27 protein-coding genes are annotated in these 26253 nt (G+C 63.5%); 11 read left to right on the top strand and 16 right to left on the bottom strand.

Features of this window, described 5'->3' with window-relative positions; translation table 11 throughout:
- Positions 1 to 84: 84 nt before the first annotated feature.
- Entirely contained in the window at positions 85 to 402 is a 318-nt protein-coding gene (locus tag C7I85_RS06815) for a hypothetical protein (RefSeq protein ID WP_106723219.1), read from the top strand.
- 24 nt (positions 403 to 426) lie between these two features.
- Here the strand turns inward: C7I85_RS06815 and leuC are convergent, their stop codons facing one another.
- The 7 genes from leuC to rimM all read right to left on the bottom strand — a co-directional run bounded on the left by leuC (position 427) and on the right by rimM (position 6888).
- Positions 427 to 1836 carry a 3-isopropylmalate dehydratase large subunit gene (gene leuC / locus C7I85_RS06810; RefSeq protein ID WP_106723218.1) on the bottom strand — a complete coding sequence of 470 codons (1410 nt, stop codon included), beginning with the start codon at positions 1834 to 1836 and terminating at the stop codon, positions 427 to 429.
- A gap of 297 nt (positions 1837 to 2133) precedes the next feature.
- Complete coding sequence (locus tag C7I85_RS06800) at positions 2134 to 2949, bottom strand: amino acid ABC transporter permease (RefSeq protein WP_106723216.1); 816 nt, start codon at positions 2947 to 2949, stop codon at positions 2134 to 2136.
- A gap of 65 nt (positions 2950 to 3014) precedes the next feature.
- Positions 3015 to 3812, bottom strand: coding sequence for a basic amino acid ABC transporter substrate-binding protein (locus C7I85_RS06795; RefSeq protein ID WP_106723215.1), 798 nt, complete (start codon positions 3810 to 3812; stop codon positions 3015 to 3017).
- 156 nt (positions 3813 to 3968) lie between these two features.
- Complete coding sequence (locus tag C7I85_RS06790; protein WP_106723214.1) at positions 3969 to 4790, bottom strand: class I SAM-dependent methyltransferase; 822 nt, start codon at positions 4788 to 4790, stop codon at positions 3969 to 3971.
- Between the two features lie 76 nt (positions 4791 to 4866).
- Positions 4867 to 5391: a 50S ribosomal protein L19 gene (rplS, locus tag C7I85_RS06785; RefSeq protein WP_106723213.1), complete on the bottom strand. Its 525-nt coding sequence runs from the start codon at positions 5389 to 5391 to the stop codon at positions 4867 to 4869.
- A 193-nt stretch (positions 5392 to 5584) separates the two neighbouring features.
- Entirely contained in the window at positions 5585 to 6313 is a 729-nt protein-coding gene (trmD, locus tag C7I85_RS06780) for a tRNA (guanosine(37)-N1)-methyltransferase TrmD (RefSeq protein WP_106723212.1), read from the bottom strand.
- A complete protein-coding gene (rimM, locus tag C7I85_RS06775; protein ID WP_106723211.1) occupies positions 6310 to 6888 on the bottom strand; it encodes a ribosome maturation factor RimM in 579 nt (192 codons plus the stop codon). The genes trmD and rimM overlap by 4 nt, the downstream gene beginning before the upstream one ends.
- A gap of 115 nt (positions 6889 to 7003) precedes the next feature.
- On the opposite strand from rimM, the gene C7I85_RS06770 reads away from it, so the two are divergent.
- The 3 genes from C7I85_RS06770 (at position 7004) to C7I85_RS30520 (ending at position 9907) form a co-directional block, all read left to right on the top strand.
- Complete coding sequence (locus C7I85_RS06770) at positions 7004 to 7945, top strand: tyrosine recombinase XerC (protein ID WP_106723210.1); 942 nt, start codon at positions 7004 to 7006, stop codon at positions 7943 to 7945.
- Positions 7946 to 8012: 67 nt separating this feature from the next.
- Positions 8013 to 9080, top strand: a complete 1068-nt coding sequence (locus C7I85_RS06765) for a TraB/GumN family protein (RefSeq protein WP_106723209.1) — start codon at positions 8013 to 8015, stop codon at positions 9078 to 9080.
- Positions 9081 to 9187: 107 nt separating this feature from the next.
- Positions 9188 to 9907: a hypothetical protein gene (locus C7I85_RS30520; protein WP_146148839.1), complete on the top strand. Its 720-nt coding sequence runs from the start codon at positions 9188 to 9190 to the stop codon at positions 9905 to 9907.
- Positions 9908 to 10043: 136 nt separating this feature from the next.
- Here C7I85_RS30520 and C7I85_RS06760 read toward each other — a convergent pair whose 3' ends face one another.
- Positions 10044 to 10481 carry an OsmC family protein gene (locus tag C7I85_RS06760; RefSeq protein ID WP_106723208.1) on the bottom strand — a complete coding sequence of 146 codons (438 nt, stop codon included), beginning with the start codon at positions 10479 to 10481 and terminating at the stop codon, positions 10044 to 10046.
- Between the two features lie 221 nt (positions 10482 to 10702).
- Positions 10703 to 11950 (bottom strand): ubiquinone biosynthesis hydroxylase, encoded by a 1248-nt coding sequence (locus C7I85_RS06755; protein WP_106723207.1) that lies wholly within the window; start codon positions 11948 to 11950, stop codon positions 10703 to 10705.
- A 108-nt stretch (positions 11951 to 12058) separates the two neighbouring features.
- Between C7I85_RS06755 and C7I85_RS06750 the strand changes: the two genes are divergently transcribed.
- The 7 genes from C7I85_RS06750 to C7I85_RS06720 all read left to right on the top strand — a co-directional run bounded on the left by C7I85_RS06750 (position 12059) and on the right by C7I85_RS06720 (position 21248).
- Entirely contained in the window at positions 12059 to 12934 is an 876-nt protein-coding gene (locus C7I85_RS06750) for an acyl-CoA thioesterase (RefSeq protein ID WP_106723206.1), read from the top strand.
- A gap of 220 nt (positions 12935 to 13154) precedes the next feature.
- Positions 13155 to 13493 carry a P-II family nitrogen regulator gene (locus tag C7I85_RS06745; protein ID WP_106723205.1) on the top strand — a complete coding sequence of 113 codons (339 nt, stop codon included), beginning with the start codon at positions 13155 to 13157 and terminating at the stop codon, positions 13491 to 13493.
- 91 nt (positions 13494 to 13584) lie between these two features.
- Positions 13585 to 14964, top strand: coding sequence for an ammonium transporter (locus tag C7I85_RS06740; protein WP_106723574.1), 1380 nt, complete (start codon positions 13585 to 13587; stop codon positions 14962 to 14964).
- A gap of 463 nt (positions 14965 to 15427) precedes the next feature.
- Entirely contained in the window at positions 15428 to 16606 is a 1179-nt protein-coding gene (locus C7I85_RS06735) for a porin (protein ID WP_106723204.1), read from the top strand.
- Positions 16607 to 16868: 262 nt separating this feature from the next.
- A complete protein-coding gene (locus C7I85_RS06730; protein ID WP_106723203.1) occupies positions 16869 to 19526 on the top strand; it encodes a DNA translocase FtsK in 2658 nt (885 codons plus the stop codon).
- 112 nt (positions 19527 to 19638) lie between these two features.
- Positions 19639 to 20316, top strand: a complete 678-nt coding sequence (locus C7I85_RS06725) for an outer membrane lipoprotein carrier protein LolA (RefSeq protein ID WP_106723202.1) — start codon at positions 19639 to 19641, stop codon at positions 20314 to 20316.
- A 125-nt stretch (positions 20317 to 20441) separates the two neighbouring features.
- A complete protein-coding gene (locus tag C7I85_RS06720; RefSeq protein ID WP_106723201.1) occupies positions 20442 to 21248 on the top strand; it encodes an exodeoxyribonuclease III in 807 nt (268 codons plus the stop codon).
- Between the two features lie 30 nt (positions 21249 to 21278).
- Here C7I85_RS06720 and C7I85_RS06715 read toward each other — a convergent pair whose 3' ends face one another.
- The 7 genes from C7I85_RS06715 to tsaD form a co-directional block, all read right to left on the bottom strand.
- Positions 21279 to 21734: a cyclic nucleotide-binding domain-containing protein gene (locus tag C7I85_RS06715; protein WP_106723200.1), complete on the bottom strand. Its 456-nt coding sequence runs from the start codon at positions 21732 to 21734 to the stop codon at positions 21279 to 21281.
- A 65-nt stretch (positions 21735 to 21799) separates the two neighbouring features.
- Positions 21800 to 22483, bottom strand: coding sequence for a response regulator transcription factor (locus C7I85_RS06710; protein ID WP_106723199.1), 684 nt, complete (start codon positions 22481 to 22483; stop codon positions 21800 to 21802).
- A 282-nt stretch (positions 22484 to 22765) separates the two neighbouring features.
- Positions 22766 to 23365, bottom strand: a complete 600-nt coding sequence (locus C7I85_RS06705) for a class I SAM-dependent methyltransferase (RefSeq protein ID WP_106723573.1) — start codon at positions 23363 to 23365, stop codon at positions 22766 to 22768.
- Between the two features lie 44 nt (positions 23366 to 23409).
- The gene (locus tag C7I85_RS06700) at positions 23410 to 23835 is read right to left on the bottom strand and encodes an EVE domain-containing protein (RefSeq protein ID WP_106723198.1); all 426 of its coding nucleotides are present in this window, start codon (positions 23833 to 23835) and stop codon (positions 23410 to 23412) included.
- A gap of 11 nt (positions 23836 to 23846) precedes the next feature.
- On the bottom strand, positions 23847 to 24143 hold the full coding sequence (locus tag C7I85_RS06695; protein WP_106723197.1) for a YciI-like protein: 297 nt from the start codon (positions 24141 to 24143) through the stop codon (positions 23847 to 23849).
- A 29-nt stretch (positions 24144 to 24172) separates the two neighbouring features.
- The gene (locus tag C7I85_RS06690) at positions 24173 to 25156 is read right to left on the bottom strand and encodes an NAD(P)H-dependent glycerol-3-phosphate dehydrogenase (protein ID WP_106723196.1); all 984 of its coding nucleotides are present in this window, start codon (positions 25154 to 25156) and stop codon (positions 24173 to 24175) included.
- Entirely contained in the window at positions 25153 to 26235 is a 1083-nt protein-coding gene (gene tsaD / locus C7I85_RS06685; RefSeq protein ID WP_181257122.1) for a tRNA (adenosine(37)-N6)-threonylcarbamoyltransferase complex transferase subunit TsaD, read from the bottom strand. Before tsaD ends, C7I85_RS06690 begins: the two co-directional genes overlap by 4 nt.
- Between the last annotated feature and the right edge of the window lie 18 nt (positions 26236 to 26253).

Below are 26253 nucleotides of genomic sequence, written 5' to 3'. Positions count from 1 at the left end.
ACGCACACGGTCCGTTCATCAAAATGTTGGGAACTCCCATGTCTTCTCCGCGTTGCGCGGCGAGCGACACAGGGAGAGCTTGTCATGACGAAAACCATCATGCTCGTCGACCATGAAGCCATTCGAGACTGGGTTGCGGCCCGTGCCGGAAGCCCGGCGCTTCAAGAGGCGACCTCGGCGGGCGACGAGCCGGTTCTGCGCATCATGTTCGGCCAGATCGCCTATGAGGACGAAGACCAGCCTGAACGAACCGAGGCGACCGGAGCCATCGAATTGATCGATTGGGATGAGTGGTTCAAGCTCTTCGACAAGCGTCATCTTGCGCTGGTCGTGCCGGTGGACCGGCCGGGCGTGCGTGACGAATTCCACGAAATCGTCAGGAGACCCGAGCCGCGCGAATGATGACGCCCGGCCCGGAAATCTGGATTAGTGCCAGTCGCGAATGTCGACGAAATGGCCGGCGATCGCGGCGGCAGCGGCCATGGCCGGCGACACCAGATGGGTGCGGCCCTTAAAGCCCTGGCGGCCTTCGAAGTTACGGTTCGAGGTCGAGGCGCAGCGCTCGCCCGGCTTGAGGCGGTCGTCGTTCATGGCCAGGCACATCGAGCAGCCCGGCTCGCGCCAGTCGAAGCCGGCTTCGATGAAGATCTTGTCGAGACCCTCGGCCTCGGCCTGTTCCTTCACCAGACCGGAGCCAGGCACGATCATGGCTGAAACGGTCGAAGCCACCTTCTTGCCCTCGACCACCTTGGCAACCGCACGCAAGTCTTCGATGCGGCCGTTGGTGCAGGAGCCGATGAAGACGCGGTCAATCGCGATGTCGGTGATCTTGGTGCCGGCGGCCAGCCCCATATATTCGAGCGCGCGCTTCTTCGAGTTGCGCTTGTTTTCGTCGGCGATCTCTTCCGGGTTCGGCACCACGCCGGTAACCGAAACGACGTCCTCAGGCGAGGAGCCCCAGGTGACGATGGGCGGCAGCTTGGCGGCGTCGAGCATGACCACCTTGTCGAAATGCGCGCCTTCGTCCGTGTGCAGCGTCTTCCAGTAGTCGAGCGCCATTTCCCAGGCCTTGTCCTTCGGGGCGCGCGGCTTGTCCTTGACGTAGGCGAAAGTCGTCTCGTCCGGCGCTATCAGGCCGGCGCGGGCACCGCCTTCGATCGACATGTTGCAGATGGTCATGCGGCCTTCCATCGACAGCGCGCGGATCGCTTCGCCGGCATATTCGATGACGTAGCCGGTGCCGCCGGCGGTGCCGATCTCGCCGATGATGGCGAGTACGATGTCCTTGGCGGTCACGCCCTCGGGCAGTTGGCCGTCGACACGCACCAGCATGTTCTTGGCCTTTTTCTGGATCAGCGTCTGGGTAGCCAGAACGTGCTCCACCTCAGAGGTGCCGATGCCGTGGGCCAGCGCACCGAAGGCTCCATGCGTCGAGGTATGGCTGTCACCGCAGACGATGGTCATGCCCGGAAGGGTAAAGCCCTGCTCGGGGCCGACGATGTGGACGATGCCCTGGCGGACGTCGTTCTCCGAGTAATACTCCACGCCGAAATCGGCGGCGTTCTTGGCCAGCGCCTCGACCTGGATGCGGCTTTCCTCGTTCTTGATCCCCAATTTGCGGTCGGGCGACGTCGGCACGTTATGGTCGACGACGGCGAGCGTCTTCTCGGGGTGGCGAACCTGGCGGCCGGACATGCGCAGGCCCTCGAAGGCCTGCGGGCTCGTCACTTCGTGGACGAGGTGGCGGTCGATGTAGAGCAGGCAGGTGCCGTCGTCCTGGCGGTCGACAACGTGATCATCGAAAATCTTGTCGTAGAGGGTGCGCGGTGCGCTCATTTGCGTAAATCCGTCGATGTAAGGAATGGAAAGGGGCCGGCCATGCCGAAAATCCTGCCGGCCAGAGGCGCGAGCAGGCAAGGGCGGCTAGATAAGTCGGCTGGTCCGTGCGCCGGAAATCCGCGCGAAGAAACGGGCCGGCAGGCGCTTCTTGTCCTGCAGCACGAAACCCTTGTAGGCCGGATCGCCGAAAAGTTCTTCCATGCCCGCTAAATAGCAATCTTTTGTCGGATCGGCAATCGGCCAGGACGGCGTGGGCCTTCGATCCCGTTTCGGCCGAAGCGTTAGAGGGGCCCGTCAGGCGTGCTGGCGGCGCAGCTTCCGTTCCAGGCCCCGAAGCGCCAGCGACAGGCCGACGGTGAGGATCAGGTAGATATAGGCCACCATCGAGTAGGTCTCGAAGAAGCGGAACGAGCCTGAAGCGTAAACCTTGCCCATCTGGGTGATGTCGGCCACGCCCAGCACCGAAACCAGCGAGGAGTCCTTGACCATGGCGACGAAGTCGTTGCCGAGCGGCGGCAGGATGGTGCGGATAGCCTGAGGCAGGATGACGAGGCGAAAGCGCTGGTAGCGCGTCAGGCCGAGTGCCTTGGCGGCCTCGATCTGTCCCGCATCGACCGACTGGATGCCGGCCCGGAACACTTCGGAGATGAAGGCCGAGTAGCCGATGGTGAGCGCCATGATGGCGCGCCAGAGCAGGGAGACGTCGCGCACCTGCAGCGGCGAGATGAGGCCGGCGTCCTGCAGCGGCGCGGTCAGCGCATTCCAGCCGGCCACGAAGGCGGGCGCGCCGACGAAGGCGATCCAGAACAGGAGCACCAGGATCGGGATGCCGCGGATGATCTCGACGTAGAAGCGTGCGACCTGGCGCAGCCAGACCGAATTCGACAGGCCCATCAGCGCGATGCCGAGGCCAAGGAGAGAGGCGAGGGAGAAGCCGACCAGCGTAACGAAGACGGTTATGCCGATACCCTTGGCAACCGTCTGGAAGACTTGGCTGTAGATGTCGTTGCTGACGATAAAGATTGCCACGGCGACGGCAATCGCGATCGCGACGGCCAGCCACCAGGGAAATTCCTTCTTGTCGGACGAAGTCGTGGGAAGAAGCAGCATCTGAACATGCGAAGGCCGGGAGGTTCGGCGTTTTTGCCGAAACCGCCCGGCCTTCACTGGGTCCGTCACTCGCCCATCTTGTAGTCGAGGAACCACTTCTTGTTCAGGGTATCGAAGGTGCCGTCAGCCTTCATCGAGGCGATGGCGGCATTGATCGGCGCAACGAGGTCGGAGCCCTTCTTGAAGATGAAGCCGAAATCCTCGGTGCCGAGCGGCTCGCCCACTACCTTGAGCGCGCCGTTCGAGGAATCGACATAGCCCTTTGCCGCCACGCTGTCGGTCAGAACCAGGTCGACGTCGCCCGACTTCAGCGCCTGAACGGTCGCGCCGAAGGTCTCGAACAGCTTGATGCGCGGGTTCTGCTCGTTGCCGTCGAGGATTTCGTAGACGGCGGTGTAGAAGGGCGAGGTGCCCGGCTGCGCCGCGATCAGGCCGTCCTTGAAGGCGCCGAAGCTCTTGGCGTCGGTGAAGCGGCTCTCGTCGCTGCGCACCAGCATGAACTGCTGCGAACGCATGTAAGGATCGGAGAAGTCGACCTTCTCCTTGCGGTCATCCTTGATGGTGATGCCGGTCATGCCGATGTTGTACTGGCCGTCGGACACGGCCTGAATCATCGCGTCCCAGGAGGTGTTCTGGTACTCGACCTTGAAGTTCAGGCGCTTGGCCATCTCGTTCATGGCGTCATATTCCCAGCCGATCTGCTCGCCGGTCTTGGGGTCGATGAACTGCAGCGGCGGATAGGCATTCTCGGTCACCACCGTCACGGTCTTTCCGCCCAGATCAGGCAGCGTGTCGGCGGACGCCAGCGTCGGCGAAAGGACGCAAGCCAGCAGGCCGGCCAGTACGAGTTTGAACCTGTTCATGAGGCGCTCCAGTTCAGGAAATATCTTGGGTCTAAAGGGAAGAATTGCGCGCAAGATTAGCCAACTGCCGCCGGCTTGCAAGAGACGGGCATGCTGCCCGAGGCCGGTCACAACAAAAAATAGGCCCTGCCGCCGGCTGCAAGCGCGACCGCGCGTCTACTTCGGTGGTTTCGTGGCGCCGATGGAGAAGGATAGCGGGAATTTCGGATAGGAATCCGGCAGCGCGAACTGGTTCCCTCCAAGCTCGACGAGATCGGGAAAGGCGCGCCAGACGACGATCTCATGTTCGTTGAGAAAATCGATGTTCAGGCCCGCCTTGATCAGCGCATTGACGATGTCGCTCAGCGGGTGAACCCACTCATAGTGGCGGGTGTCTGTCAGTTGCCGCTCGTCGCCGGTGTAGGTCTGGCTGTTGTCCCACGTCAGCGGGCTGTCCTTGGGCGTGCGCCAGCCATAGTGCACTCTGAACGCGCCATCGCTTGCTTCGAGCTGGTTCAGCTGCGGGTGCCCTTCGAGCAGATAAAGCCTGCCGCCGGGGCGCAGCAGCGCGGCAACCACGCGGGCCCAGCGATAGATGTCGTCGAGCCAGTTGATCGCGCCCCAGGTGACGAAAACCATGTCGTAGGTGTCGCCCAGCGCCTGCGGTGCGTCGTAGACCGAAGCCTCGACGAACCGGGCCTCGGTGCCGGCCCGGACGGCAAAGTCCCGAGCGGCCGCAATCGCCTTGGAGGAAAAATCGAGACCAGTGACGCTCTTCGCCCCGAGATGCTTCAGGCTCAGCGTGTCGAGACCGATATGGCACTGCAGATGGACGATATCCTTGCCGCGGATATCGCCGATCTCGCCCGCTTCGAGCGCATGCAGGGACGATCCGCCGGCCAGCACCTCGGCGATGCGGTAGCTGCCGGTGGTATCCGTGGAGTGAAGCTCGGCGCGGTTGTTCCAGTTCCGCTGATTGGCCTCTGTGAATTCGTCCATGATCCCCTCCCGACATCGCAAAAACAAAAAGGCGGCCGAAGCCGCCTTTTCGAAAGCTATCCCTGTGCGGGGAAAACTATTCGGCGGCCTTTTCAGCCTCGGCAGCAGCCTTCTTCTCGGCGGCTTCCTGCGCAGCCTTCTCGGCGGCGAGGGCTTCGGCAGCAGCGATCTTCTCGGCTTCGATACGCGCCTTCTCGGCGTTCAGCGCGTCGCGCTCGGCATCGTTCAGCTTGCGGGCGCGCACGCCGGTGTTCTCCGAAATACGGGCCGACTTGCCGCGACGATCACGCAGGTAATAGAGCTTGGCGCGGCGAACCTTACCGCGGCGGACGATCTCGACGCCCTCGACCATCGGCGAGTAGACCGGGAACACGCGTTCCACGCCTTCGCCGTAGGAGATCTTGCGGACGGTGAAGTTTTCCTGGAAGCCCGAGCCCGAGCGCGCGATCACGACGCCTTCATAGGCCTGAACGCGGGTGCGCGAACCTTCGGTGACGCGGACCAGGACGCGGACGGTGTCGCCCGGCTGGAATTCGGGGAGCTTGCGCTTTGCTTCGATCTTGGCGGCCTGTTCGGCCTCGAGCTGACGGATGATGTCCATCGCAATAACCTCTTCTTCGTTCTCAACAGCCAGAGCGCCCGGCACTTGCCACCCAGTTCGAAGACCGCTTGGCTATGCCTTTACTTCTCGCCGAGAAGCCGAGGCAGGGGCGATTTCACCGTCTTTGTTGACGGGCTAAAGGAGCATCATACTCCCAGTTGCGGGGCGCACATACACGCTTCCGCGTGCATTGTCACCTCTTGGGTGCTGGTTTTTTGGCGCTTTCGCTCAATTCGTAGGCCGCAAACAGGTCGGGGCGCCGCTCCTTGGTCAATCTCTCGGCCTGCTCGCGCCGCCAGGCGGCGATTTTTGCGTGATTGCCCGACACCAGCACTTCGGGAATCGGTCGGCCCTCGAATTCCTGCGGCCGCGTATAATGCGGGTGCTCAAGCAGGCCGTTCTCAAAGCTCTCCTCGTCGCCCGACGTGTCGTTGCCCATGACGCCCGGCAGCAAGCGCACCACGGCATCGAGCAGAACGAGCGCCGCCGGCTCACCGCCCGACAGGATGAAATCGCCGATCGACACTTCCTCCAGGCCGCGCGCCTCGATGATGCGCTGGTCGACGCCCTCGAAGCGTCCGCACAGAATCATCACGCCCGGTCCCGCCGCCAGCTCGCGCACCCGCGCTTGCGTCAGCGGCTTTCCGCGCGGACTCATCAGAAGCTTCGGGCGCGGGTCATCGGCAGGGGCGGTGGCGTCTATCGCCTTGGCAAGGATGTCGGCGCGCATGACCATGCCGGCACCGCCGCCGGCGGGCGTGTCGTCCACGGTCCTGTGGCGATCGGTGGCGAAGTCGCGAATCTGAACCGCTTCGAGCGACCAGTCGCCCCGTTCAAGCGCGCGCCCGGCCAGCGACAGCCCAAGCGCGCCCGGAAACATTTCCGGGTAGAGCGTCAGGACGGAGGCGCGAAAGCCACTCACCGGTCGCCTCCGGCTTCCTTCTGGTCGCGCGTCGCTTCTTCGTCGGAGTCCTCTTCAGGCTCCTCCACAAGCCCGGCGGCCAGCGTGTCGATGCGCAGGAAACCGGCCTTGATGTCGATCTCGGGCACGGCCGCTTCGGTGAAGGGCACGAGCACGCCCTTCTTACCGGCATGGATGATTTCGAGAATGTCGCCGCCACCGAAATTCTGCACGGCCGTCACCTTGCCGACCGATGCGCCGGTCTCGTCCTTCACAGCGAGCCCGATCAGGTCGGCGTGGTAGAACTCGTCCTCCTCGCCATCGTCGGGAAGCGCCGAGCGGTCGATGAAGAGCTCTGTGCCATTCAGTGCCTCGGCCGCGCCGCGGTCGTTCACATTCTTGAAGCGCACGACCACGACGGTCTTCGCCGACCTGATGTCGACGATCTCGAAGGCGCGTCCATCCGAGGCGAAGAGCGGCCCGTAATCTCCGAGCGCCAGCGGATCGCCGGTGAAGGTTTTGACGCGCAGTTCGCCGCGCACGCCGTGCGGAGCGCCGATCACGGCCATCTGGATGGGATTTTCAAGCTTTGGCATGGTGTTTTGTCCTTTGCCCGTCTCTATCCCCGCCGTTCGCCGATTTCAACGATGCCTTCACCCGTTGCTAACCGGCAGGCCTCAGCATGCGACGGAGGCAAATCACAGACGGACCATGCAGCAGGAATTTCTGATCAACGCCCGCCCCGACCTTCGTGAGGCCCGCGAAAGCTGGCTGAAGGCGCTCGCCGGCGAGCGGCGGCTATCGGCGCTGACGGTGGAAGCCTATGAGCGCGACACGCGCCAATTCTTCCAGTTCCTGACCGGGCATTGCGGTGGAGCGCCAGGCATTGCCGACATCAAGGAACTGCGGCCCGCCGATCTGCGCGCCTTTCTTGCGGCACGGCGTGGCGATGGTGTCGGCGCGCGCACGCTGGGGCGCGGCCTTGCGGGCGTACGCTCTTTCCTGCGTTTTCTCGAGCGCGGCGGCCTTGCCAATGCCGCGGGTGCAGCGGCTTTGCGGGCTCCCAAGCAGCCGAAATCGCTGCCCAAGCCCTTGACCGCATCGGATGCCAAGCGCGTCGTCTCAGCACAGGAGCAGCTTGCCGAAGAGCCCTGGATCGCGGCCCGCAATGCGGCAGTCCTGACCCTGCTTTATGGCTGCGGCCTGCGCATTTCCGAGGCGCTCGGGCTCAATGGCGCCGAACTCGCCTCGTCCGAAGACAGGGTGCTGCGCATCACCGGCAAGGGTGGCAAGACGCGGCTGGTGCCGGTGCTGCCGGCGGCGCTGGCGGCGGTTGCCGAATATCGAAAACTCTGCCCGTTTCATCTCGGGCCCGAGGCGCCGCTGTTTCGCGGCGCGCGGGGCGGCCCGCTCAATCCGGCTATCCTCCAGCGCGAGATGCAAAAGCTGCGTTCGGCGCTGAACCTGCCGGACACCGCCACGCCGCATGCGTTGCGCCATTCCTTCGCCACTCATCTGCTCGGCCGTGGGGGCGATCTGCGCACGATCCAGGAACTGCTCGGCCACGCCAGCCTGTCGACCACCCAGATCTATACCGGCGTCGACACCTCCCGGCTGCTCGACATCTATGAGGCAGCGCATCCGCGAGCATGATCGCAACGCGACAATTTGGCCGCAGCAGTTAACGGTTTGGCCGTTTTTTGCGTTTAACGATTAAGGCATGAAACGCGCTATCGCCATTGCTGACCGTACCGCGCACAAGGCCCTGCTGCTGCTCGCGGCGCTCAACGTGCTGTTTTTCATTTCCTTCCTCATCATGACCGTGCTCGCCATGGGCGAGGCGCACGCCGGGGCCGAGGCCTGCAAGGGCACGGACATGCTGGCCGCCTTGCAGAAGAGCGATCCGGCGCTGCTCGACAAGATCAAAGCCGAGGCGGCCGCGACGCCGAATGGCAGGGGCCTCTTGTGGAAGATCGAAAAGGCAGGCGAGACGCCGTCCTTCCTCTTCGGCACCATGCACATGACCGACCCGCGCGTGACCGCCTTGCCGCCCGCCGCGCAAAAAGCCTTCGACGTGTCGGGCACGGTGGTGATCGAGACGACGGAAATCCTCGACCAGTCCAAGATGGTCGCCGCCATCATGAAGGAACCGGAGCTGACGATGTTCACCGACAGCACGACGCTGGCGTCGCTGCTGTCGCCGGAGGATGCGGCCATCGTCGACAAGGCGCTTACCGACCGCGGCATTTCGCTGGCAAGCGTTGCCAAGATGAAGCCGTGGATGCTTTCGGCCATGGTCGCGCTGCCGGCCTGCGAACTCGCCCGCAAGTCCGAGGGCGAGCCGGTGCTCGACATCAAGCTGGCGCAGGACGGCAAGTCCGAGGGCAAGGAGATCGACGGGCTGGAGACCGTTGCCGACCAGCTTCGCGCCATGGCTTCGCTGCCGATGGATTTTCACGTGAGGGGCCTGGTCGACACGCTGAAGCTCGGCGACCGCATGGACGATGTGGTCGAAACGATGATCGTGCTCTACCAGCGGGGCGATACCGGCATGTTCTGGCCGCTGTTCCGCGCCGTGCTGCCGGATGAATCGGGCGGCGACGAAGGCTATGCCGCCTTCGACGAGGCAATGGTCAAGTCGCGCAACCACGTAATGGCCGAGCGGGCCGAACCGATCCTTGCCAAGGGCAATGCCTTCATCGCGGTCGGCGCCATGCATCTGCCCGGCTCGGACGGCCTCGTCGAGTTGCTGCGCAAGGACGGCTACACGGTCACTGCCGTAAACTGAGCAGTCGGCCAACTTTCATTTGGTTAGCCTCTTGCGGCAAATGAAACCAAACAAGGCCTTGTTCGTTTATGTTCGTTAAGTTGCCGCGCAACTGACGGAGCCCGATCATGGCCAAGGCTGCGGATCCACATACGGCCGATGCCTCTCACTCCACGCCGCGCAGGTCAAGGAGTGCGGCGAACGCGGAGGATCAGTCGCAGACAGTCAGCGGCGGCAGCAGCATTCTCATCGCGGCAATCGTGCTCGTCCTGGCCGTGATCGCCTATTTCATCTTCTTCCCGCGGTCGCAGACGCCAGTCGAGACGACGGGCCAGCCCACCACGACCCAGCCGGCTGCTCCAGCGCCCGAGGCCAAGACCCCGGCGGCCCCTGCGGCTCCGGCTGCACCGGCGCCGGAAGCCAAAACTCCGGCGGCACCCGCTGCTCCAGCCGCGCCAGCGCCGGAAGCCAAAACGCCGGCGGCTCCCGCCGCTCCGGCCACGCCCGCGCCGGAGACCAAAACTCCGGCAGCGCCCGCTGCTCCGGCTCCTGCTCCGGCGGCGCCCCAGGCACAGACGCCGGCGGCACCTGCCGCCCCAACTCCAGCCCCGGCGCCTCAGGCACAGACGCCAGCTGCTCCCGCAGCTCCCGCAGCTCCCGCGCCCCAGGCTACGACCCATGCCGCTCCGGCGCCTGCCCAGCCTGCGACGCCGGCTGCCCCGGCACAACCCGCACCGGCAGCGCCAGCACCGCAATCAAATGCGCCGGCCCCAACCGCTCCGGCCCCTGCGCAGCCAGCGGCCCCGGCCGCACCGGCACAACCCGCACCGGCGGTGCCCGCGCAGTAATGCTTGTTTGCGAAACAAAGACGGCCCGCTTCGTAGCGGGCCGTTGGCATTTTTAGGCAACCGAATACTGCGGCTGCCAGATTTGGGATTAAGGGCGACCGGCGCAAGCCGGCGCACCCGTGTCTTCAGGCGCGATTCAAGCGAGCCTGGCGTCGAGCGAAACCTTGATCGCCCCGAGTGCCTTGGAAACCGGGCAGCCCGCCTTCGCCGTTTCGGCCAATTCCTTGAACTTTGCCGCATCGATGCCCGGCACGGTGCCGACCAACGTGATTGCGCTTTCGGTGATTTCGAAGCCGCCATCGGCGGCCGGGCCATAGGTCACCACCGCCGTCGCGTCGAGATTTTCGGCGGGCGTCCCGTTCTCGGCAAGGAAGTACGACAGCTGCATGGCGAAGCAGCCGGCGTGGGCAGCGGCGATCAGCTCCTCCGGGTTGGTGCCCGACTTGCCGCTCTCGTCCTGGAAGCGTCCCTTGAACGAGTACGGTACCTTGGACAAGGCGCCGCTTTGCGTATCCAGCGTGCCGCCTCCCTCGGTCAGCGTTCCTTTCCAGATAGCGGTTGCTTGGCGATGCATGGCGCGTTCCTCCTGGCTCATGATGGCGCCGGCAATCGATCCGGCGATTTGGCGAATATAGGGCCTGGAACGCGGCGGGCTACGGGGATTTTGGCAAACGCAGCCTTATCGGCAGGCGCCAGCGCGAGGCAACTTATCCCAGAGCCCCTAATCTCGCGCTAAGATTTTGTTTTTAAAGCATGATCTTGTCCGAAAAGTCTGCAGCTTTTCGGGATCATGCTTTAGATCGCCTCGCCCCTGAGAAGCCTGGGCATGTCTCCCTCGAGGCCGGATGCCTGGCGGATGAAATAGGATTTCAGGCGCGGCATGCGGTCGACCAGGCCGAGCCCGAAATCGCGCATTGCCCGCACCGGACCGAAATCGTTGGAGAAAAGCCGGTTGAGCACGTCCGTGGTCACGCCCATCTGCACCGTGTCGAAACGCCGCCAGATCTGGTAGCGCTGCAGGACGTCGAGTGCGCCGATGTCCTGGCCAAGCCGGTCTGCTTCCACGAGGGTCTCGGCAAGTGCGGCGACATCCTTGAAGCCGAGATTGAGCCCCTGTCCGGCAATCGGATGGATGCCGTGGGCAGCGTCGCCCGCGAGCGCGAAGCGCGGCGCCACGAAATCGCGCGCCAGCGTCAGGCCGAGCGGCCAGGCGCGCGGCTTGTCTTCCACGCGCAGCTCGCCCAGTTGCAGGCCGAAGCGATGTTCCAGTTCGGTTTCGAATACCAGTTCATCGCTGTTGACCAGCCGTTCGGCGTCCTCTGTGCGCTCCGTCCAGACAATGGAAGAGCGGTTGCCCTTGAGCGGCAGGATGGCGAAGGGGCCGGCTGGCAGGAAATGCTCTTCGGCGCGGCCATTGTGCGGGCGCTCGTGGGCGACGGTGCAGACGATGCCCGACTGGCCATATTCCCATCTGACCGCCTTGATGCCGGCCATGTCGCGCAGGCGGGAGTTGACGCCGTCCGCCGCGACCAGAAGCCTGGCGTTGAGCGAGGTGCTGTCGGCAAGGTGGATGGTCACGCTGGCGATGCCGGTTTCAAAGGCCTGAACCGCAACGCCTTCGATGATGTCGATGCCGAGTTCGGCAGCGCGACGGCGCAGCGTACCGTTCATAACCTTGTTCGCGACCATGTGGGCGAAGGGCTCGCCAGGCGCGACCTCGCCGTCGAAGGTCAGATAGACCGGCCGGACCGGATCGGCGGTACGCGAATCGGTGATCACCATGTCGGTGATGGGTTGCGCCTCGGGCAGAATCTCGTTCCAGCAGCCGAGTTGGCTGAGCATGCGGCAGGCGGCGGCGGCCACGGCCGAGGCCCGGGTGTCGCGCTTCCATGCGTCCTTGGGGGCTGCGTCGACGATTGCGACCGCAAGATTGGGCCGCGCCTGCTTCAGTGACACCGCGGCGGCAAGCCCGACATAGCCGGCGCCGGCAATCAGCACGTCGAGTGTCGGGTGCATTCCGGTCGCGGTTTCTGTTTCGCCCATCGCCCTGTCCTCCGGGTCTCGCATCTTCAATTCTGTCAGTCGCCTTGACTCGGCCGAACGTTCTGTCCGAAACCGTCACTGTTCGCGTTGCATTGAAAGGTGCGAAACATGACGGCGGCCATGCAAGAGCTTCTCGCCATTCTCGACCTCGAGGAGCTGGAACACAACCTCTATCGTGGTCGCAGCCCCCAGTCCGATTGGCAGCGCGTGTTCGGTGGACAGACCATCGCCCAGGCTCTGGTGGCTGCCCAGCGCACGGTGTCGCCAGATCGGCATGTACACTCGCTGCACGGCTATTTCATGCGCCCCGGCGACACCAAGGTGCCGATCGTCTACGAGGTCGACCGCATCCGCGATGGCGGCAGTTTTACCACGCGCCGGGTGGTCGCGATCCAGCATGGCAAGGCCATCTTTTCGCTGGAGGCATCCTTCCAGGTGGATGAAGACGGTCTCGACCACCAATTGCCGATGCCTCTCAACGTGCCCGCGCCGGAGACGCTTGGTACGCAGCAGGACCTGATCGCCAGATTCGGCGACGCCGTGCCCGAGGGCATTCGTCGTTATTGGGAACGCGACCGGCCCATCGAAATGAAGCCGGTGATGCTGAAGCACTATACGAGCCGCGAGAAGCTTGCGCCGGAACAGAAGATCTGGATTCGCACGACCGGGCCGGTGCCGTCCGACCGGGCCACGCAGGCAGCGGTGCTGGCCTATCTATCCGACATGACGCTGCTCGACACCTCGACCTTCGCGCATGGCCGAGCGATCTTCGATCGCGACATCCAGGCGGCCAGCCTCGACCACGCCATGTGGTTCCATCGCACGCATCCGCTTGACGGGTGGCTGCTCTACACGCAGGACAGCCCCTCGACCTCAGGCGCGCGCGGCTTTACGCGCGGCGCGCTCTATGCGCAGGACGGCACGTTGATTGCCTCCGTAGCCCAGGAAGGTCTTATCCGGCTTCGGCATTCGCCCACAGAATAGGCAGTTCTTTGTAACTGCCTAATTAATAATCAGGCAGAGTGCTTTTCCTTGATCCGATAGGCTCGCCTCTCGGAAAATATTATTTTGTTTTCAATGTCTTAAAAGCCTTCGGCCAAACTGGCACGGAGCTTGATTTACCCTAAACGCTCTCCGGCGGCACCCATGCGCGCCGGCGACGTCGTGCAAGCGCGGGATACCGCACCAGCAAGGGGTGAACCTGATGAAAATCGTGATGGCAATCATCAAGCCGTTCAAGCTGGAGGAGGTGCGGCAAGCGCTCACCGCCGTCGGCGTCGAGGGGCTGACCGTCACCGAGGTCAAGGGATACGGGCGCCAGAAGGGACATACGGAGATCTATCGCGGGGCCGAATACGCGGTGAGCTTCCTGCCCAAGGTGAAGATCGAGGTCGCCGTGCCCTCCGAGATGGCGGAGAAGACCGTCGAGGCAATCATTGCCGTAGCCAAGACCGGCCAGATCGGCGACGGAAAGATCTTCGTTTTCGGAATCGACCAGGCCGTGCGCATTCGCACCGGCGAAACCGATGCCGACGCGCTCTGAATTTTCGGGGTCAGGCGCCTTCGCGACACCCGCAGCTTTCAAGCCACGAAAAGCGCCGCAGACGGACAACCCACATCCGATGGAGATTTCGATGAAGATTCCGACCCTCCTTGTGCCAACGGCGCGCAATGTTCTTTTAAGCGCGCTCGCGCTCGCGCTCGGTGCCCTGGGCACGCTTTCGGCCTTCGCGCAGGAGGCAGCGCCGGCTGCCGCGGGCGCGGCTGCAGCGACTTCCGTGCCCGACAAGGGCGACACTGCCTGGATGCTGGTGTCGAGCCTGCTGGTGCTGTTCATGGCGCTGCCGGGGCTTGCGCTCTTTTATGGCGGGCTGGTGCGGGCCAAGAACATGCTTTCGGTTCTCATGCAGTGCACGATGATCGTCGCCGTCGTTATCATTATCTGGGTGCTCTACGGCTATTCCTTCGCCTTCGGCGGCGGCACCAGCCCCTTCTGGGGTGGGCTAGGCAAGCTCTTCCTTGCCGGCGTGACCCCACACAGCACCGCGGCCACCTTCACCAATGGCGTGGTGATTCCCGAACTCGTCTACATCTGTTTCCAGATGACCTTCGCCTGCATCACGCCGGCTCTCATCATCGGTGCCTTCGCCGAGCGCGTCAGGTTTTCGGCGGTGATCCTGTTCGTGATCCTGTGGGTGACCTTCGTCTATTTCCCCATCGCCCACATGGTCTGGGATTCGCATGGCTTGCTGTTCAACTGGGGCGCGCTGGACTTCGCCGGCGGCACCGTCGTCCACATCAATGCCGGTATCGCTGGCCTCGTCGGCGCGCTCCTTGTCGGCAAGCGCAAAGGCTATGGGCGTGACAACATGGCGCCGAATTCGATGGCACTGACCATGGTCGGCGCCTCGATCCTGTGGGTGGGCTGGTTCGGCTTCAATGCCGGCTCGAACCTCGAGGCCAATGGCGGCGCGGCACTTGCCATGATCAACACCTTCACCGCGACGGCCGGCGCGATCATCGCCTGGGTGGTGGTCGAATCGCTGGCCCGCAAGAAGGCTTCGATGCTGGGCGCGGCATCCGGCATGATCGCCGGCCTCGTCGCCGTCACGCCGGCCGCCGGCTATGTCGGGCCGGTCGGGGCCATTGTCCTCGGCGCAATTGCCAGCGTCGTCTGCTACTACTTCGTAACGGTCGTGAAGATCCGGGCCGGCTATGACGACTCGCTCGACGTGTTCGGCGTGCATGGCATCGGCGGCATGATCGGCGCGATCGGCACCGGTGTCTTTGCCTCTACGGCGCTTGGCGGCGTCGGCTATGCCGATGGCGTGACCATGGCCGGCCAGGTGCGGACTCAGGTCATCGCGGTGCTCGTCACCATTGTGTGGTGCGGCATCGGCTCGTTCATCCTTTACAAGATCGTGGACATGATCGTCGGCCTGCGCCCGACCGCGGAAGCCGAATCCCAGGGTCTCGACCTCACCTCGCATGGCGAGGTTGCCTACCACGCTTGAGCTTCATCCGGCGGCGCGACCGCCGGAAACTGATCCCGTCGTGACCGGATTGAAGGAACCGTGTCACGCGCTTGAGGCCCGGTTCGTCCGGGCCTCCTTTTTATTCGGAATGTGACCGAATCGGCGGTCTTTACCCGGCGAAACGAATCGCCTGCCGATTCGGCGTTCTCTGGGCTGTTTGGCTTGCTGGTATGGAAAAAATGACTACCTAAGTATGGAAAAAATGACTAATTTAGTCAGGCCCTCCGATTATGACATATCTGCCACAGTTGCCTCAGATAGGCCTCTTATGTGGCGGCTAAAAACGCATTCAAGGGTTGAGAAGGGCCGGCGCTCTGGGTGATCCAAAGCGCGAGGAAGGACGCCCCCGGGCCACTCCTCGGAACCGGTCGAGGAACTGCTGTCCTTCAGCAAAGAAAACCCAGACCCATTTTTGAAATGCTTTTTTGACTGGAGGTCAGAAATGAACATCAAGAGCCTTCTTCTCGGCTCCGCTGCTGCGCTGGCAGCAGTTTCGGGCGCTCGCGCTGCCGACGCTGTCGTCGTTGCTGAGCCCGAACCCGTTGAATACGTCCGCGTTTGCGACGTCTACGGCGCCGGCTTCTACTACATCCCGGGCACCGAGACCTGCCTCCGCGTCGGCGGCTACCTCCGCTACGACGTCCGCGGCGGCAAGGGCGGCTACGGCGGCCTGAACGACGTGATCGACAAGAAGGACTTTGCTCAGGGTATCGCTGACGGTCTTAGTGTTACGGACGCTGCTGCAGCAGCTCGCCGTCATGACACCTACTACCAGCGCGCCCGCGCCGCTGTGCAGCTCGACGCCCGTTCGGAAACCGAACTCGGCACCCTGCGCGGCTACATGCACGTCGACTTCAACTTCGCCACGGGCACTGTTGACGTCGTCGACGCGAACAAGGACGTCGTCGGCGCGGCGACCTCCACCTCCGACACGTATGGCATCGAGCACGCCTTCATCGAGCTCGGCGGCTTCCGCGTTGGCAAGACCGACTCGCTGTTCGCCACGTTCACCGGCTATGCTGGCAACGTGATCGAGGACGACCTGATTTCGTACGCTGGCGGCGCTGACGCCGACTACGGTACGCACCAGATCGCCTACACCTTCACGGGCGGCAATGGCTTCTCGGCCGCAGTCGCCGTCGAAGATGGCGCTGGGAAGCTCTACACGATCGACTCCTACGCTCCGCACGTGGTTGCCGGTGCTGCCTTCACGCAGGGCTGGGGCGGCGTGTCCGGCGTCGTCGGCTACGACTCGGTCTGGGAAGAGTGGGCTGGCAAGGCTCGCCTCGACGTCAACGTCAACGACCAGCTGGCGCTGTTCGTGATGGCCGGCTACGGCACCGAGAAGAACATCACCCGCAGCTTCTACAAGGGCTGGGGCGGTCACTGGGCCGTCTGGGGCGGCGGTACCTTCAAGGTCAACGAGAAGGCTGCTCTCAACGTCCAGGCTTCCTGGTCGCAGAACAAGGACGTCGCCGTGGTTGCCAACGTTGCCTACACGCTGGTTCCTGGCTTCACGATCACCCCGGAAGTTGCCTGGAACTCGGTCCACACCGACGTTACCAAGGAAAAGATCCGCGACGGCTTCGGCGGCATGGTTCGCTTCCAGCGTTCGTTCTAATCGGCTCAACGGTCGATTTGAGAAACCCGGCGGGCAACCGCCGGGTTTTTTTGTTTGCGGCAATGCCATGCAAGGGAGCTGCGGCGACTTTCTCGGCAGTTTCGAACTGACGTTTTGTGGATTCCGCGACGGTCCGCACGTTTGGAATTCGTTTTCGCTCATGGTTAATGCCGCCTTAACCTTCCCGCCGCTAATTTGATGTCCGACTCTGCCCGAGATGCGTTCGCGCTCCGGGCAACCTGATTGCGGACGGGGAAGCAGCATGCGCTCAGCCACACAGCTCGCGCTCACCGATACGAGCCATGGATTGAAGGATTTTGCCAGGAAGCAGGCCGCGCGTCTGGCCGGCTTGGCCATGTTCGGCTTCGTTGTTTTTGCGCTGGCGAGCCTTGGCACATGGAATGTCGCCGACCCAAGCTTCAGCCACGCGACCGAGAATCCGGTCACCAATGCCATGGGCTATCCCGGCGCAGTCTTCTCCGACCTTGCCATGCAATTCTATGGTCTTTCCTCGGTGGCAGCGCTGGTACCTGCCGTGATCTGGGGCTTTTTCTTCGCCACCGCGCGCGGCGTCACCAGGATGCCGCGCCGGGCGTTCGCCTGGTTTGGCGCCTCGCTTCTTTTCGCGGCTATCGCCGGTTGCGCCACGCCGCCGCAGACCTGGCCGCTGCCGACCGGCCTCGGCGGCGTTTTCGGCGACATGGTGCTGAAGATCCCGGGCATGCTCACCGGCGGCTACCCGAAAGGCTTTGTCGCCAGTGGCGTGATCGCAGCCCTCGCCGCTCCAGCGCTCTGGCTTTTCGGCTACGGCTCTGGCCTCCTGTTGCGGAACAGCGGTTCCGTCGACGATCAGCTCGAGAAGGATATGCGCGAGCAGGACCTGGCCGCGATCTTCGACGAGGACGATGAGGACGACGGCAACCTGGCGCTGGGCGCGATTGCGCATTGGTGGCTGTCGTTCAGGGCTTTCCTGCATCGGAAGATGGCGCGCCGTCGCAAGCACGAAGACTATGGCGATCTCGAAGCGCGGCCGGCAAGCGCCTGGCGCCGTGCCGCCGAGAGGGTCGAAGTCGCTGAAATGGCCGAGGCGCGCGTCAGTCCGCAGGGCCGTGCTCGCGTTGAACCCGAGTTCTTTGCCAGCATGGTTGCCGAGGGCCGCAACGCCGCAGCCCGGCGGGGGATCGATGAGGACGAAGACGAAGACGAGGACGAGCTCGACTTCGTTCCGGACGGCATCATTGCCGACCCTGCGCCACGGCCGACGAGGGTGCAGAACTTCCGCTCGCCTGCCGGCACGCCGGCCGTCGCGCCAAGCGCGCGTGTGGAAGGCCCTGCGCCGCGCCCGGTGCAGGGCGCGCGCGTCCAGCGCGAAGCGCAAACGTCGCTTATCGGTTCCAATGCATTCGAGATGCCGTCGCTGCACTTTCTCGCCGAGCCAAAGAACATCTCGCGCGATCCCAGCCTGTCGCAGGATTCGCTCGAGCAGAATGCGCGCCTCCTGGAGGGCGTTCTGGAGGATTTCGGCGTCAAGGGCGAGATCATCCACGTCCGCCCCGGTCCAGTGGTCACGCTTTACGAACTGGAGCCCGCGCCGGGCATCAAGTCTTCGCGCGTCATTGGCCTTGCAGACGACATTGCCCGCTCGATGAGCGCGATCGCCGCGCGCGTCGCCGTGGTGCCGGGGCGCAACGCGATCGGCATCGAGCTGCCGAATACGAAACGCGAGACCGTCTATCTCCGTGAAATCCTGGCCAGCCGCGATTTCGAGCAGACCAAGGCCAAGCTGGCGCTGGCGCTCGGCAAGACGATCAACGGCGAGGCCGTCATCGTCGACATCGCCAAGATGCCTCACGTTCTGGTGGCCGGCACTACCGGTTCGGGCAAGTCGGTCGCCATCAACACCATGATTCTGTCGCTGCTCTACCGCATGACGCCGGAAGAGTGCCGCCTGATCATGATCGATCCGAAGATGCTGGAACTGTCGGTCTATGACGGCATCCCGCATCTGCTCACCCCCGTTGTGACCGATCCGAAGAAGGCCGTGGTGGCGCTGAAATGGACGGTACGGGAGATGGAAGACCGCTATCGCAAGATGTCCAAGGTCGGCGTGCGCAACATCGACGGCTTTAACGCCCGCGTCGCGCAGGCCAAGAAGAAGGGCGAGCAGATCCAGCGCACGGTGCAGACCGGCTTCGACCGCCAGACCGGCGAGGCAGTCTACGAGACCGAGGAACTGGATCTCGAGCCGCTGCCCTACATCGTCGTCATCATCGACGAGATGGCAGACCTGATGATGGTCGCCGGCAAGGATATCGAAGGCGCCGTGCAGCGCCTGGCGCAGATGGCACGTGCTGCCGGCATCCATGTCATCATGGCAACGCAGCGCCCGTCGGTGGACGTCATCACCGGCACCATCAAGGCCAACTTCCCGACCCGTATCTCCTTCCAGGTCACCTCGAAGATCGACAGCCGCACCATTCTGGGCGAGCAGGGCGCCGAGCAACTGCTTGGCATGGGCGACATGCTCTATATGGCCGGCGGCGGCCGTATCCAGCGCGTGCACGGGCCCTTCGTCTCCGACGACGAGGTCGAGCAGGTGGTGGCGCACCTCAAGCTGCAGGGCGTGCCTCAATATCTCGACGCCATCACCGAAGACGATGGCGAGGACGAAGCCGATTCCTCGTCGTCGAAGGGCGGTGGCGGCAACTTCGAAGACTCGGATGATCCTTACGATCAGGCCGTGGCCGTCGTGCTGCGCGATGGCAAGGCTTCGACCAGCTACATCCAGCGCCGCCTTGGTATCGGCTATAATCGTGCAGCCTCGATCATCGAGCGAATGGAAAACGAAGGCATTGTTGGACCGGCAAACCATGCGGGCAAACGCGAAATCCTCGTTCCGACAGAAGAGGATAAGTTCTGAGGTGGAACAGTGACGCGAGTTTGATCTCGGTTGCTCTTGCCAAGGCCAAACTTCAGCCCAACTACCTCCCTATCTGCTCGTCGAACGAAATTTCAATCAAAGGTAACCCAGCATGACCCAAGACGCTTTGACCCCGACCTGGACATACAGGGCACGCAAGCGGTTCATTGGCATTGCTATTGCCGCTTTCGGCCTATCGGCGATGCCGACGCTTCCAGGTTTTGATGCTTTTGCCCAGGCTGCCCCCAGTGAGGCCGCACAGAAGATCGCCGACCATTTTGCCGGCGTACGCACGATGACCGGCGAGTTCGTGCAATTCGGTCCGCGCGGAGAACAGACCGGCGGCAAGTTCTACATTGAACGGCCAGGCAAGATCCGCTTCAACTACGAGGGTGGCTCCGGCTTCAAGGTAATTTCCGATGGCGAATCTGTTGTCCTCGACAACAAGAAAATGAACACGATGGATCTTTATCCGTTGTCGAAGACGCCGCTCAAGCTGCTGCTCGACACGCGCATCGATCTGTCGGGCGACAAGGTCAAGAGCGTCAAGGAAGATGACGACCTGACCACGATCCAGCTTGCCGACAGGTCCGTGTTCGGCAGTTCGCGCATCACCATGATGTTCGATCCGAAGACCTACGAACTGCGCCAGTGGACCATCACGGATGCGCAGGGCAAGGACACGACCGTCATGGTCTTCAACGTACAGGAGGGAGTGAAGCTCGATCCCAGCCTGTTCAAGATCGACTACCGCCGCAACATCGAGGTCAACCGCAAAGGCAGGCAGTGACGCTGCCTTTGGGCTTTTCAATCTGTGGACAGAGTAAGACGCGGCGCCCCCAGGGGTGCCCGCGCTTGTAATTGCCGGTCTTGCCTGCCAATTTCCGGTCGTCCTTTTCTGCGCCGGAATTTCCCATGTCTTTTTCGATCGCTACCTGGAACATCAACTCCGTGCGGCTGCGCATGCCGCTTGTCGAGCGGTTCCTGCTCGAGAAAGCCCCGGACGTGCTTTGCCTGCAGGAGACCAAGTGCCCTGACGACCAGTTTCCGTCGACGGCATTCCGCAAGCTCGGCTATCAGCACATCGTCATAAGCGGCCAGAAGGGCTATCACGGCGTGGCCACCGTTGCCCGGCGGCCGATCGAACTGGTCGAGAAGCGTGACTTCTGCACCATGGGCGATTGCCGCCATCTGTCGGTGCGGGTCACGGCAGGCGACAAGAAGGTTCTGCTGCACAATTTCTACGTCCCGGCGGGCGGCGACGAGCCGGATCCGGGGATCAATCCGAAGTTCCGCCACAAGCTCGACTTCGTGGCCGAAATGAACGCGATCCGCGCGGACCATGACGCGACTTCCGGTTCGGTCCTGGTCGGCGATCTCAACATTGCCCCGCTGGAGCACGATGTCTGGTCGCACAAGCAGCTTCTGAAAGTGGTCAGTCACACGCCGGTCGAGACGGAAAATTTCGAGGCGATGCGCAAGGCCGGCGATTGGGTCGACCTCATGCGCCTCAACGTGCCCTACGAGCAGAAGATCTACACCTGGTGGAGCTACCGCGCCCAGGATTGGGAAAGCTCGGATCGCGGCCGACGGCTCGACCATGTCTGGTCGTCGCAGAACCTGGCTTCGAGCTTCACCGGCTACGAAATCCTTCGTGAGGCGCGCGGCTGGGACCGGCCTTCCGACCATGTGCCGGTGATCGCACGCTTCGATCTGGAATAGGTCGGCACGCCGCGGGACGCGGCGCGCAGTTCAGGGCGTGAAGCGCGAGGCCAGTGCCTCTATCCGCCGAATGAGCGCCTGCAACTCTTCGGTGACGCGCCGGTGCAGGTGAACGGCCAGCTCGGGATATTCCTCGAGTATGCGGTGGAACATCTTCCGGTTCAGGCGCAGCACTTCCGAATCGGTTTCCGCAGCCGCGCTGGTCAGCCGCCTGGTGTCGGCGATCAGCGCTAGCTCGCCGAGGATTTCTCCGGGCTTTACCGAAGCGATCGGGGTCCGATTTTGGTCACTTTCGTGATACAGGACGATGCTGCCGCTGATGACGACATAGGCCGAGTCGGCCTCGTCGTCCTCGAGATAGAGCTTACGACTTGCCGGCAGCCGCATCGACTCGGTGCCGAAGGCGAGCAGGCGCAGTTGTTCCTGGCTGAAGCCCTCGAAAAGCTTCACGCCGGACAGAATGCGGATGTCGTCATCCAGCGCCATAGTGTCCCCGAAATGCCTGGCCTGGAGTTCCCCCGGAGGCGGTCCGCGCTCGGACCGCAGACCCGTCAGGGAACCAGCTTGTATCCGCCGCTTTCTGTCACAAGAATTTCAGCATTGGAAGGATCACGCTCGATCTTCTGGCGCAGCCGATAGACATGCGTCTCCAGCGTGTGCGTCGTGACGCCTGAGTTGTAGCCCCAGACCTCTTCGAGCAGCACGTCGCGGGTAACGACCTTCTGGTCGGCGCGGTACAGATATTTGATGATCGATGCTTCCTTCTCGGTCAGGCGGACCTTGGCGCCGCGCTGGTCGAGCAGGAGTTTTTGGCTCGGCTTGAACGTATAGGGTCCCACCGAGAAGGTCGCGTCCTCGCTCTGCTCGTGCTGGCGCAGCTGGGCGCGGATGCGGGCAAGCAGCACTGCGAAACGGAAAGGCTTGGTGACATAGTCGTTGGCGCCCGCCTCGAGGCCAAGGATCGTGTCCGAATCAGTGTCATGCCCCGTCAGCATGATGATAGGGGCCTTGTAGCCGCCCTTGCGCAGGATCTTCACCGCTTCGCGGCCGTCCATGTCAGGCAGGCCGACATCCATGATGAGGAGGTCCACGAGGCCGCCGCGTGCAATCGCCACGCCCTTGGAAGCAGAGGCTTCCTGCAGCACGTCGAACTCTTCATAGAGGGAAAGTTGCTCGACAAGCGTTGAACGCAGGTCTTCGTCGTCGTCGACGATCAGGATGGTGCGTGAGCTCATGGATCAATCCGTTGTTTTACATGCGTTCTTCTGTTGACCGGTGCAGGTTTATGAGGAAGCTGATCTCCAGAAAAGCCGATCACGGTGATTTGTTCCAATGCAATCATACTCCAAAAAACGTCAACGCAACGGGACGGTTGCAAAAAACAGTAAAAGCTTGCGGATATTGACCGTCCGCCAGCGTCCCGGCCACCCGCGCAAGGCTTCATCAACGTGGAGCGGCTGGTGCCCTATCTCAACGACCGGACGGTGCTGAAGGTGGTGCGCTGAACGGTTGGAGGCTCAACCAAATCGCCACACGGTGGTGCGCTTGACCTCGGCATCCTCCAGGGCGCGCGTGACCGGCACCTCGTAGACAGCCAGCGGGGACAGCCTTTCCTTGGGCAGGTAGGAACGGCCGGGATCGCCGACGATAATGTCGGCCCCGCGTTGGCGCAGACCGGAAAACCAGTTGATCAGCCTCTCGGCAAAATCCTTCTGATAAAACACGTCACCGGCCAGCACGATGTCCCAGTCGTCGTCTGTGCCGATCGTGTCGGTACCGACGAAAAGCGGCAAAACACCATTGGCCTCGCCGTTCAGCGTGACAGCCGCTTCGCAGAAGCGGTCGATGTCGGCGGCGATCACTTCGCGCGCGCCGGCCATCGCCGCGGCAATCGCGACCATGCCGGAGCCGGAGGCGAAATCGAGCACGCGCTTGCCGCGCACGGTGTCTGGGTTGTCGAGGATATAGCGGGCAAGTCCCTGCCCGCCTGCCCAGGCGAAGGCCCAGAAGGGCGGCGGCAGGCCGATCTCGGCCAGCTCTTCCTCCGTCTTCTCCCAAAGCTCATGCGCTTCGTCGGCCAGATGCAGCCGGATTTCAGGCACATGCGGCGGCGCCATCAGGCCCGTGTTGGCGCGGATGAAGCGCTTTGCGTCTTCGGGTGTCACGGCGCGGGGTCGAGCCCGCCCATGCGGCAGACTTCCTTCCACTCGTCCGGCGTCACCGGCTGTACGGAAAGGCGCATCGAGGTGACCAGCGACATCTTCTCGAGTTTCGGATTGGCCTTCACTTCGACAAGCGTCACCGGGCGCGGCATGTCGCGGACAGCGCGCACATCGACGCATTCCCAGCGCGGGTCTTCGGTCGTGGTGTCGTGATGAGCAAGCGCGCAGACCTCGCAAATGCCCACGACCTCAAGGCCTTCATTGGAATGGTAGAAGAAGCCGAGGTCGCCGATCTGCATGGCGCGCATGTTGTTGCGCGCCAGATAGTTGCGCACGCCGTCCCACTGCGTGCCCTTGTCTCCAAGCGCCTTCAGCATGTCGAAAGAGAACTTGAACGGCTCGGATTTGAACAGCCAGTAGTTCATGTCGTGCGTCCTCAGGCGCTTGCCGGATTGTTGAACACCCAGTTCCAGGGGCGGATCTCGACGGATTCGAACAGCCCTGCTTTCGCGTAAGGGTCCTTTGCCGCGAGATCGGCTGCGGCCTTTTTGTCTGCTGCCTCGACTACGACCAGGCTGCCGCAAGGCTTGCCGTCGTTATCGAGGAAGGGGCCGGCGAATTTCAGCGTGCCCTCGGCGTTCAGCCCGTTGAGGAAAGTGACGTGATCGGGCCGAACATCCAGCCGAAGTTGCAGGTGGTCTGTCTTGTCCTTGCAGATGAACGCAAACAGCATTGGCATTCCCCTCCTGTCTGAAAAAGTCTCTATTCCGCCTCGTGGCGCAGCGGGCGCGTCATCAGCGCCGTTACTGCTTCCTGAAGGGTGATCGCGCGGCCAAGTATCTGCGAAACCGTGGTGATGATCGGCGCGCGGATGCCGCGCTCCTGCGCGATCCGGGCGGCAATCGCAGCGGTGGCCACGCCCTCGGCCAGCGGCCTGCCCTCCAGCGACTCGCCGCGTCCCAGCGCCAGCCCATAGGAAAAATTGCGCGATTGCGAAGACGAGCAGGTCAGCATCAGGTCGCCGAAGCCGGAAAGGCCCATCAGCGTTTCGGGCCGCGCGCCGAAGTCGGCGCCGATGCGCCGCAGCTCGGCAAAGCCGCGCGTGACGGTGGCGGCCTGCGCGCTTGCGCCCAGACCGGCGCCGATGACGGCGCCCGCGGCGATGGCGAAGACGTTCTTCAGCGCGCCGCCGATCTCGACGCCGATCAGGTCGTCGGTCGAGTAGCAGCGGAAGCTCTCCGTGGAAAAGCGCTGCGCCAGTTCGGCGGCAAGCTCTTCCTCGCGCGCGGCGATCACCACCGCCGTCGGCAGGCCGCGCGAGACGTCCGAGGCAAAGCTCGGGCCGGAAAGCGCGGCAACGGGATGATCCGGCACGATCTCCTCGGCGATCTCGGAAAGCAGCGTGCCGGTCTCACGCTCGATGCCCTTAGCGCAGAGCACCAGCGGAACGTCGGCTGGCAAGTGCGGCTTTGCTTCGGCCAGAACCTGCCGCAGCACCTGCGCAGGCGTGACGACCAGTACGCAGTCCGCTCCGTCGAGCGCGGCGGCAAGGTCGGCCGTCGCGTTGAGCGCCGGTTCAAGAGTGATGCCCGGCAGGTAGCGCGGGTTCTTGCCCTGCTTCAGCGCTTCAACCATTTCGGGGTCGCGTGCCCATATGCGCACGTCGTTGCCTGCGCGCGCTGCTGTCAGTGCAAGGGCGGTGCCCCAGGCGCCGCCGCCCAGAATGGTTACACGATAGGCGCTCATGCCTTTGCTCCCCTTCTGCCCGAGCCGACGACCGGCGCTGAGACGCTGTCGAGCGGCCAGCGCGAGCGCGGCACGAAATCCATCGCGTCAGGCTCGACCAGCCCGGCGCGCATGCGCTCGATGCCTGCCCAGGCGATCATCGCCGCATTGTCGGTGCAAAGCGCGTGCGGCGGCGCGACGAAGTCAAATCCGTTGTCGCGGCAGAGCGCTTCCAGCGTGGCGCGGATCGTCTTGTTGGCTGCGACGCCGCCGGCCACCACCAGCGCTGGCGTCTTCACGTTAGGATATTCTCCGCGAAAACGGGCAAGCGCGCGCGCCACGCGGTCGCCGAGCGCATCTGACACCGCCGCCTGGAAGGAGGCGCAGATATCGGCCACGTCCTGTTCGCTCAGCGGCGCAATCTCCGTCGCGGCCTGGCGCACGGCGGTCTTCAGCCCTGAGAAGGAAAAGTCCGGTCGTGCCTCGCCCTTCATCGGGCGTGGGAACGCAAAACGGGTGGCGTCGCCGCTGGCCGCTGCTTTTTCCACGCTTGGGCCGCCCGGGTAGGGCAGGCCGAGCATTTTTGCGGTCTTGTCGAAGGCTTCGCCGAGCGCGTCGTCGATCGTCGTCGCCCAGCGCTGATAGTCGCCAACACCGCGCACCAGAAGAATCTGCGTATGGCCGCCGGAGACGAGCAGCAGCAGGTAGGGGAAGGAAAGGCCGTCGGTGAGCCGCGCGGTCAGCGCATGGCCTTCGAGATGGTTGACCGCGATCAGTGGCTTGTGCGCGGCCGCCGCGATTGCCTTGGCCGTCATCAGCCCGACGATCAGCCCACCCACCAGGCCCGGCCCGGCGGTGGCGGCTACCGCATCGATCTCGGCAAGCGAGGTGCCGGCATCGGCAAGGGCTGCTTCCACGATGCCATCGAGCGCTTCGACATGGGCGCGCGCGGCGATTTCCGGCACCACGCCGCCGAAGGCCGCGTGCTCCTCGATCTGGCTCAGCACGACGCTCGACAGGATTTGCGGCTCGCCCTCGCCCAGCGCAACCACGCTGGCGGCGGTCTCGTCGCAACTTGTCTCGATCCCGAGTATGCGGATCATGGCGTCATTTCGTTC

Source organism: Pseudaminobacter soli (ex Li et al. 2025), assembly GCF_003012705.1.
In the GTDB taxonomy this organism is placed as follows: Bacteria; Pseudomonadota; Alphaproteobacteria; order Rhizobiales; family Rhizobiaceae; genus Pseudaminobacter; species Pseudaminobacter soli.
The sequence above is the reverse complement of the archived record's forward strand: the minus strand, read 5'-3'. Positions and strand labels throughout refer to the sequence as shown.